The sequence below is a fragment of the Streptomyces sp. PsTaAH-124 genome (genome assembly GCF_000373685.1).
Classification (GTDB): domain Bacteria; phylum Actinomycetota; class Actinomycetes; order Streptomycetales; family Streptomycetaceae; genus Streptomyces; species Streptomyces andamanensis.
Map to the genome: position 1 here is coordinate 81500 of NZ_KB892208.1, position 16045 is coordinate 97544.

A 16045-nucleotide genomic window follows, 5' to 3' on the forward strand; every position below is an offset into this window, starting at 1 on the left:
GACCTTCCGCGTCCTGGTGCGCTCCCGCCGAGCGCCGTCGCGCGGCAGTACGGTCCCCGGTGGTCCGACGACCCGTCGCCGAGGCAGACGTCTGTTCAGATTCGTCTCATTACTCGTCCGACCGTCTCGCGATCCGAGACGTGTCCGGGACATCCCTTCCGAGAGGTCGTCATTCCGATGCGCCAACCGTCCGTCTCAGCCCGCCGCGTGGCCGCGGTATCCGTCAGCCTGGTCGTGGCAGCGGGCGCCGTCGCCTGCGGGCCGAAGGACAACGATGCCAAGAGCACCGGCGGCGACTCCCGGCCCCACAAGGGCGGCACCCTGAACGTCCTCAACGCCCAGCCCCAGCAGGACTTCGACCCGGCGCGCCTCTACACCTCCGGCGGCGGCAACGTCCCCTCCCTCGTCTTCCGCACCCTCACCACCCGCAACCGCGAGAACGGCGCCGCCGGTGCCAAGGTCGTCCCGGACCTCGCCACCGACACCGGGCGCCCCAGCAAGGACGCGACCGTGTGGACGTACACCCTCAAGGAGGGGCTGAAGTACGAGGACGGCACGCCGATCACCTCGGCCGACGTCAAGTACGGCATCGAGCGCTCCTTCGCGCCCGAACTCTCCGGCGGCGCCCCCTACCTGCGGGACTGGCTGGTCGGCGCGGCCGGCTACCAGGGGCCGTACAAGGACAAGAAGGGCCTCGCCGCGATCGAGACGCCGGACGCCCGGACGATCGTCTTCCATCTGAACAAGCCCGAGGGCGAGTTCCCGTACCTGGCCACGCAGACCCAGTTCACGCCGGTGCCCAAGGCCAAGGACACCGGCACCAAGTACGAGGAGCACCCGGTCTCGTCCGGCCCGTACAAGGTCGTCAAGAACGAGAACGACGGCGAGCACCTCGTCCTGGAGCGCAACCCGAACTGGTCCGCCGCCACCGACGCCGAGCGCAAGGCGTACCCGGACCGGATCGACGTACGGTCCGGGCTCGACTCGTCCGTCATCAACCAGCGGCTCTCCGCCTCCCAGGGCCCCGACGCCGCCGCCGTCACCACGGACACCAACCTCGGACCGGCCGAACTCGCCAAGGTCAGCGGTGACAAGGCGCTGGCCGCGCGCGTGGGCACCGGCCACTTCGGTTACACCAACTACCTGGCCTTCAACCCGAAGGTGAAGCCGTTCGACGACATCAAGGTGCGCCAGGCCGTCGCCTACGCCATCGACCGGTCCTCGGTCGTCAACGCGGCCGGCGGCAGCGCCCTCGCCGAGCCCGCCACCACCTTCCTGCCGAACCAGAAGTCCTTCGGCCACACCCCCTACGACCTCTTCCCGGCGGGCGCCTCGGGCGACCCGGCCAAGGCCAGGGAACTGCTGAAGCAGGCCGGTCACCCCGACGGCATCACCGTCACCCTCACCCACTCCAACAGCAAGGACTTCGAGACCAGCCCGGAGATCGCCACCGCCGTCCAGGACGCGCTCAAGAAGGCCGGCATCACCGTCAGGCTCCAGGGCCTGGAGAAGAACGACTACTCCGACAAGACGCAGAACGTGAAGACCGAGCCGGGCCTCTTCCTCGCCCACTGGGGTGCCGACTGGCCCTCCGGCGGCCCCTTCCTGGCCCCGATCTTCGACGGCCGCCAGATCGTCGAGGACGGCGCCAACTTCAACAGCGGCCAGCTCGACGACACGTCCGTCAACGACGAGATCGACGCGATCAACAAGCTGACCGACCTCGACGCCGCCGCCGCGCGCTGGGGCGCCCTGGACAAGAAGATCGGCGAACAGGCCCTGACCGTGCCGCTGTTCCACCCCGTCTACAAGCGCCTGTACGGCAAGGACGTCAAGAACATCGTGATCAGCGACTGGACCGGTGTGCTGGACATCTCCCAGGTCGCGGTGAAGTGACGCCGTGAGCGAGGCACTTGCCGCCTCCCCGGCCGCCGGGACGGACATCCCCGTCCCGGTGGCCCCGGGGGCTCACCGGTTCTGGCGGCGGCTGCGTGCGCAGCGCGCCGCCCTCGTCGCGGCGGCCGTCGTCGCGCTGCTCGTCCTGATCGCGCTCGCCGCGCCGCTGCTCACCGCGCTGGAGGGCCAGGACCCCACCACCTACCACCCCGGCCTGGTCGACTCCGCGCGCGGCGGCGTGCCCATCGGCTCGTTCGGCGGCGCGAGCGGCGACCACTGGCTGGGCGTCGAACCGCAGACCGGCCGCGACCTGTTCGCCCGCCTGGTCTACGGCGCCCGGGTCTCGCTGGGCGTGGCGCTCGCCGCCACGCTCATCCAGGTCGCCATCGGGGTCGCGGTCGGCGTCGCCGCCGCGCTCGGCAACCGCTGGGTCGACCAGCTGCTCAGCCGGGCCACCGACATCATCGTCTCGATGCCGCTGATGATCATGGCTCTGGCGCTGCTGGCCATCGTCCCGTCGAGCTTCCCGCGCCCGGTGCTGGTCACCCTGGTCATCGGCCTGATCGCCTGGGGCAACATCGCCAAGATCGTGCGCGCCCAGACCCTCACCCTCAAGGGCCTCGACCATGTCGCCGCCGCCCGGCTCAGCGGCTGGGGCACCGTGCGCATCGTCCGCCGCGAACTGCTGCCCGGCCTCGCGGCCCCCGTCATCACGTACGCCGCCCTGCTCGTACCCACCAACATCTCCGTCGAGGCGGCGCTGTCCTTCCTCGGCGTCGGCGTGAAGCCGCCCACCCCGTCCTGGGGGCAGATGCTCACCGCGGCCGACGTCTGGTACCAGGCGGCGCCGCAGTACCTGATGCTGCCCGCGGGTGCCCTCTTCGTGACCGTGGTCGCCCTGACCGTCCTCGGCGACGGCGTCCGCACCGCCCTCGACCCGCGCGCCGCCTCCCGCCTGCGCATCGGCACCGGCCGCAGGCGCGAGTCGGCGGCCGGGACCGGTACGGAAGCCGGTCCGAAGACCGGGGTGGAGCCCGGTGCGGCGGCGGCCGACGGGACGTCCCAGGCCCAGGCCCAGGACCAGGCCCAGGCCCAGGCCCAGGACCAGGACCAGGCCCAGGCCCAGGAAGCACACAAGGAGGCCACCGCGTGAACGCCTTCGGCGGACTCGGAGGATTCGTGCTGCGCCGTGCCCTCGGCGCCCTGATCACCCTCCTCGCCATCTCGGTGATCGTCTACGTCGTCTTCTACGCCACCCCCGGCAACGTCGCGCAGATCAGCTGCGGCCCGCGCTGCTCGCCGGAGCAGGTGCACCAGGTGGCCCAGCAACTGCGCCTGGACGACCCGCTGTACGTGCGCTACTGGCACTTCCTCGAAGGACTCGTGGCCGGCCAGGACTACTCGACCGGCACCTCCGTCGAGCACTGCTCCGCGCCCTGCCTCGGGGTCTCCTACCAGTCCGGTCGGCAGGTCCTGAGCATCATCCTGACCAAGCTCCCCGTGAGCCTGTCCCTGGTGTTCGGCGCGATGGTGCTCTGGCTGATCCTCGGGGTGGGCACGGGCGTGCTCTCCGCCTGGCGGCGCGGCCGGATCTCCGAACGCGTCCTCACCGCCGTCACGCTCGCGGGCACCGCCACCCCGGTGTTCGTCATCGGCCTGGTCCTGCTGATCGTCGTCTGCGGCGAGTTCCAGTGGCTGCCCTTCCCGCAGTACGTGAACCTCACCGACGACCCCGAGCAATGGGCGTGGAACCTGATCCTGCCGTGGCTCTCGCTGGCCCTGATCGAGGCCGCCGCCTTCGCCCGGATGACCAGGGCGTCGATGCTGGAGACCCTCGCCGAGGACCACATCCGCACCTTCCGCGCGTACGGAGTGGGGGAGCGGGCGATCGTCGGGCGGCACGCGCTGCGCGGCGCCCTCGCCCCCGTCATCGCGCTGAACGCCAACAACGTCGGCTCGGCGGTCGGCGGCGCGGTCCTCACCGAGACCCTGTTCGGCCTGCCCGGGATCGGCCAGGAACTGGTGCACGCGGTGAACGTCGTGGACCTGCCGGTGGTCGTCGGCATGGTCCTGGTCATCGGCTTCTTCGTGGTCATCGCCAACGCCGTCGCGGACGTGCTGTTCGCGGTGGCCGACCGACGGGTGGTACTCGCATGAGCCCGAAGAACCTGAGGAATCCGACCGGTTCCGCCGCGGCGAGCCTCGTCGAGGTGGCGGACCTGACCGTCGCGTTCGGGGCGCTGCGCGCCGTGGACGGACTCTCCTTCCGGCTCGCGCCCGGCGGCGCGCTCGCCCTGGTCGGCGAGTCCGGCTCGGGCAAGTCCACGGTCGCCTCCGCCCTGCTGGGGCTGCACCGCGGCACCGGCGCGCGGGAGGGCGGCACGGTCCGGGTGGCCGGCACCGATGTGCGGTCCGCCTCCGAGGAGGAGCTGCGGCGGCTGCGCGGCGGGACGGCCGCCATGGTCTTCCAGGACCCGCTGTCCTCCCTCGACCCGTACTACGCGGTCGGCGACCAGATCGCCGAGGTGTACCGCACACACACGCGTGCCTCGCGCCGGGCGGCACGCGCGCGTGCCGTGGAGGTGCTGGACCGGGTCGGGATCCCCGACGCGGCCCGGCGCTCCCGCTCCCGGCCGCACGAGTTCAGCGGCGGCATGCGCCAGCGCGCCCTGATCGCCATGGCGCTCGCGTGCGCGCCCGACCTGCTGATCGCCGACGAGCCGACCACCGCGCTCGACGTGACCGTCCAGGCCCAGATCCTCGACCTGCTGCACACGCTGCGGGAGGAGACCGGGATGGGGCTGCTGCTGGTCACCCACGACGTGGGCGTCGCCGCCGAGAGCGTCGACGAGGTGCTGGTCATGCGGCACGGCCGCGCTGTCGAGCACGGTCCCGTCGCGGACGTGCTGGGTGCCCCCGGCGCGGCGTACACCAGGGAACTGCTGGCGGCGGTGCCGCGCCTGGAACGCCTGCGGACGGCGACCGACGGGTCCGGGGACGCGCCGAAGGTGCCTGAGGTGCCGGACGCGCCTGAGGTGCCGGACGCGCCTGAGGTGCCGGACGCGCCTGAGGCGCCGGTGCGGGAGGCGCGGGAGGCACGGGAGGAGGCACCGGAGGGCCACGGGTCCTCGCGGACCGGAGCCGGAGCCGAGGCCGGGGCCGAGGTCGTCCTGGAGGCGTCCGGGCTGCGGCGCGAGTTCGGGCGCGGCCGGCGGGCGCTGGCGGCCGTGGACGGTGTCTCGCTGACCGTGCGGCGCGGCGAGACCCTGGGGATCGTGGGCGAGAGCGGCAGCGGCAAGACCACGCTGGGCCGGATGCTCGTCGGGCTGCTGGAGCCGACCGCGGGCGAGGTGCGCTTCGAGGGCCGGGCCAGGGCCGGGGTGGACCCGGCCGTGCAGATGGTCTTCCAGGACCCGGTCTCCTCCCTCAACCCGCGCCGCAGCGTGGGGGAGTCCATCGCGGACCCGCTGCGGGCACGCGGCGAACGGAGCGAGGAGCGCATCCGGGAGCGCGTCGGCGGACTGCTGGAGCGCGTCGGGCTCGAACGCGCGCAGTACGACCGCTATCCGCACGAGTTCAGCGGCGGGCAGCGTCAGCGCGTGGGCATCGCGCGGGCGCTCGCCGCCGACCCGCGGGTGATCGTCTGCGACGAGCCCGTCTCGGCGCTCGACGTCACCACGCAGGCGCAGGTGGTGGCCCTGCTCGGCGAGTTGCAGCGGGACCTCGGTATCGCCCTGGTCTTCGTCGCCCACGACCTCGCGGTGGTGCGCCAGGTCAGCGACCGGGTCGCGGTGATGCGCCGGGGCCGGATCGTCGAGGAGGGCCCGGCCGCCGAGGTGTACGACGCGCCCCGGGACCCCTACACCAGGCAGCTCCTGGCCGCCGTACCGGCGCTCGACCCGGAGGCCGCCGCCCGGCGCCGCGCCGCCCGCCGGGAGCTGGCCATGGCCTGACGCCGCGTAGCCACGTGATCTCCCGGTGCGACGGAACGCCGTCGGCCCGGGAAAGTTACGCCCGTTCACCCCTTCCGGTGGCGCGACGGACAACCGTCCGTCGCGCCACCGGTCTGTCCGCATACGTTCTTCCCGCTGCGAGCCGCCGGTGCGACGGCGGCTCTCCACACGGGAGAGAACGGGGGTGCACGCGTGCGCATCGGACTGGTGACGGAGGGCGGCTACCCGTATGCGAGCGGGGACGGCACGCTCTGGTGCGAACGGCTCGTGCGCGGGCTCGGGCAGCACGAGTTCGACCTCTACGCGCTCAGCCGCAGCCGCCGGCAGGAGGACGACGGCTGGGTCCCGCTGCCCCGGCAGGTCGGCCGGGTCCGTACGGCGCCCCTGTGGGGGACCGAGGACACCGGCGCGCGCCACGGACGCCGGGCGCGCCGCCGCTTCGCCGAGTACTACGGGGAACTGGCGGCCGTGCTGTGCGCGACGGGGGCGGCCGGGCGGACCGCGCAGACCGCGTGGGCCGGGCAGGGCGGGCAGGGCGGCCGAGCGGCGTGGGCCGGGCAGGGCGGCCGAGCGGCGTGGGCCGGGCAGGACGGCGCGGTTCCGGTAAGCCGCTCGGACGACGAGGCGGACCGTTTCGCCTACGCGCTGTACGGCCTCGCGGAACTCGCCCGCGACACGGGCGGCGGCCTCGCGGGCGCGCTGCGCTCGGAGAGCGCTGTCCGCGCGCTGGAACGCGCCTGCCGCGCGCCCGGCGCCCACCGCGAGGCGCGTGAGGCGCGCGTACCGGATCTCCTCGGCGTGGCCGTGCACGTGGAACACGCCCTGCGCCCCCTGACCCCGGACTGGTACGGGGACGACGGCCTCGGGGCCGCCGACCTCTGCCACACCGCGGGCGGCGGCACCGCGGCCCTGCCCGGACTGCTCGCGCGCCACTTCTGCGACGTCCCCCTCCTGGTGACCGAGTACGGCGCGCCGCTGCGGGCGCACCACCTGGCCGCCACCGCCGCCCGCACCGCCCCGGCCGTGCGGTCCCTGCTCGCCGCCTTCCACGCCCGGCTCGCCGCAGAGGTCTACCGGCAGGCCGCCGTCATCACCCACGGCAACGCCCACACCCGCCGCTGGCAGGAGCGCTGCGGTGCCGACCGCGCCAGGCTGCGCACCGTCCCTCCCGGCATGGACGCCACGCCGTTCGCCGAGGCGGGCGAGACGGGTGGGGTGGGAGCGACCGGCGGTGCCGGTGCGACCGGCGGGAGCGGCGGCGCCGGGGCTCGCACGCGGGCGCACGGCGCGGACACGCTGGTGTGGACCGGCCGCGTCGAACCGGCCAAGGACCTGGTGTCCCTGCTGCACGCCTTCACCGAGGTCCGCTGGGCGCACCCGGGGGCGCGGCTGAGGATCGTGGCCACGACGGCGGCGCCGGACGGTCCCGAGGCCGCCGGCTACCTGGCCCACTGCAAGGCACTGGCCGCCCAGCTCTTCCCGGACGAGGCCGAGGGCCCGCACACCGTCGGCGAGAACCCGGTCTCCTTCGAGGAGGTGGGCGGCCCCGAGGCGCCGACCCTCGCCGACGCCTACGCCGCGGGCGCCGTGGTCGTCCTGTCGAGCGTCGTCGAGGGCTTCCCGTCCGGCCTGGTGGAGGCGATGTTCTCCGGGTGCGCGACCGTCTCCACGGACGTCGGCGCGGTCGTCGAGGTCATCGGCGGTACGGGACTCGTCGTGCCGCCGCGCAATCCGCGGGCGCTCGGTGAGGCGTGCGTGGCGCTGCTGCGCGACCCCGAGCGCCGTGCGCGCCTGGGCGCCGCCGCCCGCGCCCGCGCGCTCGAACTGTTCACCGTCGAGCAGAACATCGCGGCATTTCACAGCATTTACCTGGAGGTCGTCTCCCGGTGCCCGGTCCGGCGCGTGGTCCTGGACGACTCCGGCGAGCCCCTTCCGTTCGCCGCCCCGGCCGAGTCCCACCTCGCCGGGCCGCCCGGATTCCCGGGCCCGCCCGACCGCCGGACCGGCCCGGCCGCCCGGCACCCGGGCACCGCCGCCTCCCCGGGTTCCTCCGCCGCACCGGTCCGCACCGCCCCCAGCTGGGCGGCCGCCGCCCCCGACCGCACCCCGACCCGCCGTCCGGCCACGGAGGCCGCCCGATGACCACCCCGAGAGAATCCGACCACCCGAGGACCCCGACCAGCCCCGGCGCCTGGGGCGCGGGCCCGGCGGAGCGGCCGACGGCGGCCGACGGCACCGGCGGGCGCGGCGGGGCGCGCGGACGCGGCACCGTGCTCGACCGGGCCCGCGCCGCCGCTCCGCGCCGAGGCGCGGCCGACCCGGTCACCTCCCTGCTGCACCGCCACCGCGAACTGTGCGAACGCGCGGTCGACCCACTGGAGATCGCCGCCGGTCTTGAGGCGCACGGCGTCACCGACCGCACCGCCGCCCGCTACCGCCACCGCGACGTCTTCTCCCTGGCCGAGGAGATGTACGCCCGTATCGCCCGCGACACCGCCGCACCCGCGCCGCCCCGGGACGACACCGCGCCCCGCGCGCGTGTCGGCTGGATCCTGCTCGCCCTGCTGCCCGGCGCCCTGTGCGCGGCCACGGTCGCCGGAGTGCGCCTGACCACGGGCCCGGTCCGTCCGGCGGTGGCGGCGGTCGGGCTGCCGGCCCTGGCCCTGGCCGTGCACGTCCTGCTCCGCCGCGGCCCGCTCGGCAGGCGCGAACACCCCCGGGGCGGCCCGCGCACCCCCGGCACCCACGCCTGGACGTACTGGCTCCTCGCCTACGCCGTCCTCGGCGACGGCCTGCTCGGCGCGGCGGTCCCGGGCGGCCCCGACGGACTGCCCGACGGCACCCGGACCGGTCCCTGGCCGCTGGCGACCGTCCCCGTGCTGGCGCTCGCGCTCGCCTGCGCACCGGCGTGCTGGGCCGCGCACCTCTTCGCGGTACGCGCCCGGCGCGCGCTGACGGCCAGCCGCGGCCTGCACGAGTTCGCCGCCTCCGTACGGCCCCTGCTCCTCGTCGTGTTCACCCTCTTCCTGGGCGCTCTCGCCGCCCTGCTCACCGCCTGCGGCAGGGTCCTGCACGAGCCCGCCGCAATCGTCCGGACCCTCGCGCTCGGCGCCCTGCTGCTGCTCGCCCGGCTGCTCACCACGCACGGCTCCACCCACGCCCCGGCCGCCGCCCTCGCAGCCGCGGCCACGGCGGAGGCGACGGCCCAGGCGAGCGTCTTCGCCGGCCGCCTCCCCAGCTGCGACCCGCTCGCCGTCCCGGTCGACACCCTCGTGACCGCCTGGGGGCCGGGCAGCATCCCGGCCCTCGCCTGCGGAGCCGCCGCCCTCGCCCTCCTCATCCACGCGGCCCGCTCCCTGACCAGGGCCTCGGCCCACGCGCAGGCGGAGAAGCAGCCGTGACGGACACCCGCCGCCCCGGACCACGGACCGCCGGGCGGGCCTCGCCCTCCCACGGCCACCTGAGCCCCGGTGAAGCCGCGCCCGGTACGCGGAAGCCCGCCGATCCCGCGCCCGGCGCACGGTCCCCGGGCGAGCGGTCCCCGGGCGGACGCGCTCCCGGTGGCCGGGACATCGGCGCCGTACGCCACCGGCGCACCCCCGCACGCGACCGCACCGGGCCGGAGCCGCAGGCGGATCCGGCCCCGCGCGGACCACGGGCGTCCGGCCCCGCCGCCGGAGCCCACCGCACCACCCCCCTGAAGGAGAACACCAGATGACCACCGCCCGATCCGGAGCGTCCGGAGCTTCCGGAGCCACCGGAGCGCACACCCCGGGAGCCGCCCGATGAGGGTTCTGCTGATCGGAGCAGGCGGATACCTCGGCCGCTTCGTCGCCGACCGCCTGCTCGCCGACCCGGCCGTCCAGCTCACCGCACTCGGCCGCGGCGACGACGCCGACGTCCGCTTCGACCTCGCCACGGGCAGCCCGGGAGCGCTCACCCGCTTCCTGGACGCCGTCCACCCGGGCGTCGTCGTCAACTGCGCCGGTGCCACCCGGGGCGGTGCCCGCGAACTCACCCGGCACAACACCGTCGCGGTCGCCACCGTCTGCGAGGCGCTGCGCCGCAGCGGGTGCGGGGCCCGTCTGGTGCAGATCGGCTGCGGCGCCGAGTACGGCCCCAGCCAGCCCGGTTCCTCCACCGCCGAGGACGCCGTCCCCCGCCCCGGCGGCCCGTACGGGGTCAGCAAACTCGCCGCGACCGAACTCGTCCTCGGCTCCGGCCTGGACGCCGTCGTGCTCCGCGTCTTCTCGCCCGCCGGTCCCGGTACCCCGGCGGGCTCCCCGCTCGGCCGGCTCGCCGAGGCCATGCGCCGCGCCATGCAGTCCGGCGACGGCGACCTCAAACTCGCGGGCCTCGGCGCCCAGCGGGACTTCGTCGACGTCCGCGACGTGGCCCGCGCCGTGCACGCCGCCTCCCTCTCGGCCGCCCAGGGGGTCATCAACATCGGCTCCGGCCGCGCGGTCCGGCTGCGGGACGCCGCGTCGGTCCTGGCGCGTGTGGCCGGATACGGTGGCGCCCTCCACGAACTCGACGGCCCGCCCGGCGGCCATCTGCGGCCCACCATCGGCCACCCGCGCAGCGACCCCGACCATCCGGCGCCGGTCGCGTACCCGTACCCCGACGGCTGCGGCGGCTGGCAGCAGGCCGATGTGCGCACCGCGCGCGACCGGCTCGGCTGGCGCCCCCGGATCAGCCTGGAGGAGTCGCTGGCCGACATCTGGATGGAGGCCGCATGCCGTATCTGACCGGCACTGCGGCAGGCGGCTCCCGGACCGCGGTCCGCGCAGGACTCGGTGTCCCCGGCTGCGCGCACCCCCTGCTCGCCCCCGCCGAGTGGAACGCGCTCACCCGGCCCGGGACGCCCCTGCACTGGACGGTCCTCGACGTCGCCGACGGTCCCGGCGTCCGGCCCGACCCGCGCTGCCTGGAGGCGGCCGGGCGGCTGCGCAACGCGGGCGTCCGGGTCCTCGGCCGCCTCGACCTGCTCCGGGGCACCCGGCCCCGGGGGGAACTGATCGCCGACGCGCACCGGTACCTGGAGTGGTACCAGGTCGACGGCTTCCTCCTGGACCGCTGCCCCGCGAGCCGCGCGGGGCTGCCCGAGACCCGCCGCACGATCACCTCGCTGCGGGCCCTGCGCGCCGACGCCCACCTCGTCCTCGGGCACGGCACCCCTCCGTACCCCGGATACGCCGAGTACGCCGAGCAGTTGGTGACCTTCGACGGGCCGTGGAGCGACTACCGCTTCTCGCAGACCGCCGAGTGGACCGCGGACCATCCGCCCGAGCGGTTCTGCCACTTGGTGCACGGTGTTCCGCGCGGTCATCTGGACGAGGCGCTGCGCGTCGCCCGCTGGCAGGGCGCGGCCACGATCTGGTTCACCGACCGCACGGACCACGGCGGCCGACGGGCCCCCTGGGAGGGCCTGCCCGGCTACTGGGACGATATTGTCTCGCTGGTCGGAACAGGTGTCTCGGAATGAAGAAGGCCGTGGCAGTGTTACGGGGAGAACAACCGTAGTGATTGACCGACCAACGGAGTCCCCGTGTCGCTGCCACCCCTGGTCGAGCCAGCTCCTGAGCTCACCGTAGACGAGGTCCGCAGGTACTCCCGCCACCTGATCATCCCCGATGTGGGGATGGACGGGCAGAAGCGGCTGAAGAACGCCAAGGTGCTCTGTGTGGGCGCCGGCGGCCTGGGCTCGCCGGCGCTGATGTACATGGCCGCCGCGGGCGTCGGCACGCTCGGCATCGTGGAGTTCGACGAGGTCGACGAGTCGAACCTGCAACGCCAGGTCATCCACAGCCAGGCCGACATCGGCCGCTCCAAGGCCGAGTCCGCGCGTGACACCGTCCAGGGCATCAACCCGTACGTGAACGTGGTCCTTCACCAGGAGCGGCTCGAGGCCGACAACGTGATGGACATCTTCAGCCAGTACGACCTGATCGTCGACGGCACGGACAACTTCGCGACCCGCTACCTGGTCAACGACGCGTGCGTGCTGCTCAACAAGCCGTACGTGTGGGGTTCGATCTACCGCTTCGACGGCCAGGCCTCGGTGTTCTGGTCCGAGCACGGTCCCTGCTACCGCTGCCTCTACCCGGAGCCCCCGCCCCCCGGCATGGTCCCCTCCTGCGCCGAGGGCGGCGTGCTGGGCGTGCTGTGCGCGTCCATCGGCTCCATCCAGGTCAACGAGGCCATCAAGCTCCTCGCTGGCATCGGCGAGCCGCTGGTCGGCCGACTGATGATCTACGACGCCCTGGAGATGCAGTACCGCCAGGTCAAGGTCCGCAAGGACCCCGACTGCGCGGTCTGCGGCGAGAACCCGACCGTCACGGAACTCATCGACTACGAGGCCTTCTGCGGCGTCGTCTCCGAGGAGGCCCAGGCGGCGGCGGCCGACTCCACGATCACTCCCAAGCAGCTCAAGGAGTGGATCGACGACGGCGAGAACATCGAGATCATCGATGTGCGCGAGCCGAACGAGTTCGAGATCGTCTCCATCCCCGGCGCCCGGCTGATCCCGAAGAACGAGTTCCTCATGGGCACCGCCCTGGAGGGGCTGCCGCAGGACAAGAAGATCGTCCTGAACTGCAAGACGGGTGTCCGCAGTGCGGAAGTCCTCGCCGTGCTGAAGTCCGCGGGCTTCTCGGACGCCGTGCACGTCGGCGGCGGCGTGATCGGCTGGGTCAACCAGATCGAACCGAGCAAGCCGGTCTACTGAGCCGGACTCCGGGCGACCGGACCGGCAGTACGAGCCCATGGCCCCCGCCCACGGCGGGCGCCATGGGCTCGTGTCGTTCCACCCGGCTCCCCGCCCCGCCGCCCGCCCCGCGGACCGCGCGGCGGGCAGCGCGGTCAGGAGCAGACCGTGCCGTCCCTCGGCACCGTGCCCTCCAGCAGATAGGCGTCGACCGTCGAGTCCACGCAGTCGCTGCCACTGCCGTACGCGCCGTGGCCCTCGCCCTTCCAGGTCAGCTCCACGCCGACGCCCTTGCCGAGTCCGTCCGCCATCTTGCGGGCGCCCTCGTAGGGGGTCGCCGGGTCGCCGGTGTTGCCGACCACGAGGATCGGCGCCGCGCCCGGCGCACCGACCCGCGGGGTGTCGTACTGCCCGGCCACCGGCCAGTCGTGGCACCAGCCCGCCGTGTCCCAGCTCATGAAGGCACCGAACACGGGGGAGATCCGCTCGAACTCGGGCAGCCGCCGCTTCGCCTCCTCCGGCGTGGGCCGCTGCCTGTCGTCCAGGCACGATATGACCCGTTGCGCATGGGTCGTCGTGCCGTAGTGCCCCGAGGCGTCGCGGTCGTTGTAGGCGTCGGCCGACGCCAGCAGTCCCGTCCCGTCGCCCCGCTGCGCGGCGGCGAGCGCAGCGGTCAGCCTCGGCCAGCTGTCCCTGCTGTACAGCGGCAGGACGATGCCGGTCAGGGCGAGCGTCTGCGTCAGCTTCCGTCCCGAGGCGGTGGGCAGCGGCTTCGCGTCGATCCGCGCCAGCAGGTCCGCGATCCGGCGTGATCCCCGCGCGGGGTCCTGGCCGGTGGACTTCAGATAGTCGTCCAGCGCCCGCTGGAAGCCCCGGGTCTGGTTCAGCGCGTGGCCCACCGTGTCGGCCGTCGGGTCGACCACCGCGTCCAGCACGATCCGCCCGACGTGCCCGGGGAACAGATGGGCGTAGACGCCGCCCAGCTCGGTGCCGTAGGAGATGCCGAAGTAGTGCATCCGGCGGTCGCCGAGGACCTGGCGCATCAGGTCCATGTCGCGGGCCGTGTCGGTCGTCGAGACATGCGCGAGGAGCTTTCCGGCCGCCTTGGCGCAGCCCCGGGCGAAGTCGGCCGCGTCCCGCAGGTACGCCTGTTCCTCGGCCGGAGTGTCGGGTGTCGTGTCGATGGCCTCGGCGGCCTGGATCCCGCGGTCGTCGCGGCAGCGGACGCCCTCGTCGGCGCCGACGCCGCGCGGGTCCCAGCTCACCAGGTCGTACCGTCGGCGGAGGGTGCTCACCGTGGAGGCGTACGCCGGGAGCGTCTGTACGCCCGAGCCGCCGGGGCCGCCGAAGTTGAACAGCAGGGAGCCGGTGCGCTCGCCGGTGGCCCCGGCGCGGATCAGGGCGAGGCCGATGGTCTCGCCGCCGGGACGGGACCAGTCCAGCGGCGCCCTGAGCGTGGCGCACTGCCAGTCGCGGCCCGGCGCCGGGGAACCGGCGGTGGGCTCGCAGCGGCCCCAGACGAGCTGCTGGGACGTCAGGGAGGAGGGCAGCGCCGAGGCGTCCCCGGCCCCGCCCGCGCCTGTTGCCGAGGAGGTGCCCGGTGACGACGCGTCGGCCGTTGACGAGGCGCCGGTTCGTGGATCCGGCCGTCCCTTGCCCGGGTCCCCGCCCGCGCCGTCCGGTCCACCGCACCCGGCCAGCAGCGCCGTGGCGGCGGCCGCCGCCGCCCACCGTGCCAGACGTCCCATGCCGCATCCCCCTCATGCGCACCCACGCGCTCCCACGCACTTCCGCGGATCGGCCCGCGGGAAGCAGTCAGGCCATGGTAGGCGGATCGAGATCAACCGGGGGAAGCCTGTGGATAACGCTCTGACCTGGGATTTTATGGCTTGACGGTCCGGGATTCTCCGATCCGGGGACGAGGGTGGCGGCTAGGCGCAGACCGTCCCGGCCGCCGGTACCCTGCCGTCGAGCAGGTAGCCGTTCACCGCGCTCTGCACGCACTTGTCGCCGCTGTTGTAGGCGCCGTGGCCCTGGCCCTTGTAGGTCAGCTCCACGCCGACGCCCCGCCCCAGCGCCTCCACCATCTTCCGCGCGCCCTCGTACGGCGTGGCCGGGTCGCCGGTGTTGCCCACGACCAGGATCGGCGCCGAGCCGGGCGCGCTCACGTCCGGGTGATCGGCGGCGCCGGGCACCGGCCAGTCGGCGCAACTGAGCATGCCCCAGGCCAGGAAGTCCCCGAACAGCGGGGAGGCGGCCCGGAACTCGGGCAGCTTGCGCTGCACGTACGCCGTGTCGTAGCGCTGCTTCTCGTCGGAGCAGTTGATGGCCACGTTCGCCGCGGTGAGATTGCTGTACTCACCGTTCTCGGTGCGGCCGTTCATCGCGTCGGACAACAGCATGAGGATCCTGCCGTCACCGGCGTAGGCCTGCTCCAGGGCCTCGGTGAGCGGCCCCCACAGATCCTTGGAGTACAGGGCCTGGGCGATGCCGTTGGTCGCGGCCGTCTGGGTCAGCAGCCGCGGGAAGATGCCGGGGATCGGCTTGGCGTCGAGCTTCTTGAGCAGGGCGGCGACGCGGTTCTCGACGTCCTGGGCGGTGGTGCCGACGGGGCACTTGGACTTCGTGACGCAGTCGTGCGCGAAGTTGTCCATGGCCAGCTGGAACCCCTTGGCCTGCCCGAGCGAACTCTGCTCGGGCGTCTGCGTCGGGTCGACGACCGCGTCGAGGACGGCCCGGCCCACGTGCCCGGGGAAGAGGTGGGCGTAGACGCCGCCCAGTTCGGTGCCGTAGGAGATGCCGAAGTAGTGCAGCCGGGCGTCGCCCAGGACCTGCCGCATGAGGTCCATGTCGCGGGCCGCGTCGGTCGTGCGCACATGCGGGAGGACCCGCGCGGAGTTCTTCTCGCACGCCGCGTTGAACTGCTCGGTGTTCTTCAGGAACGTGGCGCGCTCGGCGGCGTCGTCCGGTGTCGCGTCCTGCTGGAAGTACCGGTCGAGCTGAGCGTCGCTCTCGCATCGGACACCCGCGCTGCGCCCCACCCCGCGCGGATCGAAGCTGACCAGGTCGTATCGCGTGCGCAGGGGGGCGTAGTCCTGCGCGAACGAGGGCAGGGTGCTCACCCCGGAGCCGCCGGGGCCGCCGAAGTTGAAGATCAGTGAGCCGATGCGCTCGCCCGGTCCGGCCGCCCGCGCGCGGATCAGCGCGATGCCGATCGTGTCCCCCCGGGGCCTGCTCCAGTCCAGCGGTGCCTTCATGGTGGCGCACTGCCAGGTGCCGCCGTCCGGCAGCGGGGAGGGTGCCGTGCCGCCGCCCTCGGACACGGCCGGGGCCGGACAGTCCGTCCAGTCGAGCTTCTGGGCGGTCAGGTCCCCGCTCCCTGGTCTCTCGTCGCCGCATCCCGCCAGCAGGGCGGCCAGCAGCACGGCGGTTGCGGTCAGGGCGGCAGCACGCGGCCCGCGCGGGTTCGGCATGGCTCCATCCTCATGCC

At 74.0% G+C, this 16045-nt stretch carries 11 protein-coding genes; 9 read left to right on the forward strand and 2 right to left on the reverse strand.

Annotation, left to right across the window (positions count from 1 at the left end; genetic code table 11):
• Window positions 1–177 precede the first annotated feature (177 nt).
• The 9 genes from B086_RS0135935 (at window position 178) to moeZ (ending at window position 12576) form a co-directional block, all read left to right on the forward strand.
• Window positions 178–1896, forward strand: a complete 1719-nt coding sequence (locus B086_RS0135935; protein WP_018571283.1) for an ABC transporter substrate-binding protein — start codon at window positions 178–180, stop codon at window positions 1894–1896.
• Between the two features lie 4 nt (window positions 1897–1900).
• Entirely contained in the window at window positions 1901–3049 is a 1149-nt protein-coding gene (locus B086_RS0135940) for an ABC transporter permease (protein WP_018571284.1), read from the forward strand.
• Window positions 3046–4053 (forward strand): ABC transporter permease, encoded by a 1008-nt coding sequence (locus B086_RS0135945; RefSeq protein WP_018571285.1) that lies wholly within the window; start codon window positions 3046–3048, stop codon window positions 4051–4053. Before B086_RS0135940 ends, B086_RS0135945 begins: the two co-directional genes overlap by 4 nt.
• Window positions 4050–5849 (forward strand): dipeptide ABC transporter ATP-binding protein, encoded by a 1800-nt coding sequence (locus tag B086_RS0135950; RefSeq protein WP_018571286.1) that lies wholly within the window; start codon window positions 4050–4052, stop codon window positions 5847–5849. The genes B086_RS0135945 and B086_RS0135950 overlap by 4 nt, the downstream gene beginning before the upstream one ends.
• Window positions 5850–6041: 192 nt before the next feature.
• A complete protein-coding gene (locus B086_RS0135955; protein WP_018571287.1) occupies window positions 6042–7991 on the forward strand; it encodes a DUF3492 domain-containing protein in 1950 nt (649 codons plus the stop codon).
• Window positions 7988–9250 (forward strand): hypothetical protein, encoded by a 1263-nt coding sequence (locus tag B086_RS0135960; RefSeq protein WP_018571288.1) that lies wholly within the window; start codon window positions 7988–7990, stop codon window positions 9248–9250. The genes B086_RS0135955 and B086_RS0135960 overlap by 4 nt, the downstream gene beginning before the upstream one ends.
• A gap of 384 nt (window positions 9251–9634) precedes the next feature.
• Entirely contained in the window at window positions 9635–10597 is a 963-nt protein-coding gene (locus B086_RS0135970; protein WP_018571289.1) for an NAD-dependent epimerase/dehydratase family protein, read from the forward strand.
• Window positions 10585–11334: a spherulation-specific family 4 protein gene (locus tag B086_RS0135975; RefSeq protein ID WP_018571290.1), complete on the forward strand. Its 750-nt coding sequence runs from the start codon at window positions 10585–10587 to the stop codon at window positions 11332–11334. The genes B086_RS0135970 and B086_RS0135975 overlap by 13 nt, the downstream gene beginning before the upstream one ends.
• A gap of 63 nt (window positions 11335–11397) precedes the next feature.
• A complete protein-coding gene (gene moeZ, locus B086_RS0135980; RefSeq protein ID WP_026253133.1) occupies window positions 11398–12576 on the forward strand; it encodes an adenylyltransferase/sulfurtransferase MoeZ in 1179 nt (392 codons plus the stop codon).
• 134 nt (window positions 12577–12710) lie between these two features.
• On the opposite strand, the gene B086_RS0135985 is transcribed toward moeZ, so the two are convergent.
• Together B086_RS0135985 and B086_RS0135990 are read right to left on the reverse strand one after the other, a co-directional pair.
• Window positions 12711–14303: an alpha/beta hydrolase gene (locus B086_RS0135985; protein ID WP_018571292.1), complete on the reverse strand. Its 1593-nt coding sequence runs from the start codon at window positions 14301–14303 to the stop codon at window positions 12711–12713.
• Window positions 14304–14486: 183 nt separating this feature from the next.
• Window positions 14487–16028 carry an alpha/beta hydrolase gene (locus B086_RS0135990; RefSeq protein WP_018571293.1) on the reverse strand — a complete coding sequence of 514 codons (1542 nt, stop codon included), beginning with the start codon at window positions 16026–16028 and terminating at the stop codon, window positions 14487–14489.
• Window positions 16029–16045 lie beyond the last annotated feature (17 nt).

Bases quoted from the DNA above. Each gene is read 5' to 3' on its own strand.
- B086_RS0135935 (WP_018571283.1), top strand. From the start codon at position 178: ATGCGCCAACCGTCCGTCTCAGCCCGCCGCGTGGCCGCGGTATCCGTC.
- B086_RS0135950 (WP_018571286.1), top strand. From the start codon at position 4,050: ATGAGCCCGAAGAACCTGAGGAATCCGACCGGTTCCGCCGCGGCGAGC.
- B086_RS0135960 (WP_018571288.1), top strand. From the start codon at position 7,988: ATGACCACCCCGAGAGAATCCGACCACCCGAGGACCCCGACCAGCCCC.
- B086_RS0135970 (WP_018571289.1), top strand. From the start codon at position 9,635: ATGAGGGTTCTGCTGATCGGAGCAGGCGGATACCTCGGCCGCTTCGTC.
- B086_RS0135975 (WP_018571290.1), top strand. From the start codon at position 10,585: ATGCCGTATCTGACCGGCACTGCGGCAGGCGGCTCCCGGACCGCGGTC.
- B086_RS0135985 (WP_018571292.1), bottom strand. From the start codon at position 14,303: ATGGGACGTCTGGCACGGTGGGCGGCGGCGGCCGCCGCCACGGCGCTG.
- B086_RS0135990 (WP_018571293.1), bottom strand. From the start codon at position 16,028: ATGCCGAACCCGCGCGGGCCGCGTGCTGCCGCCCTGACCGCAACCGCC.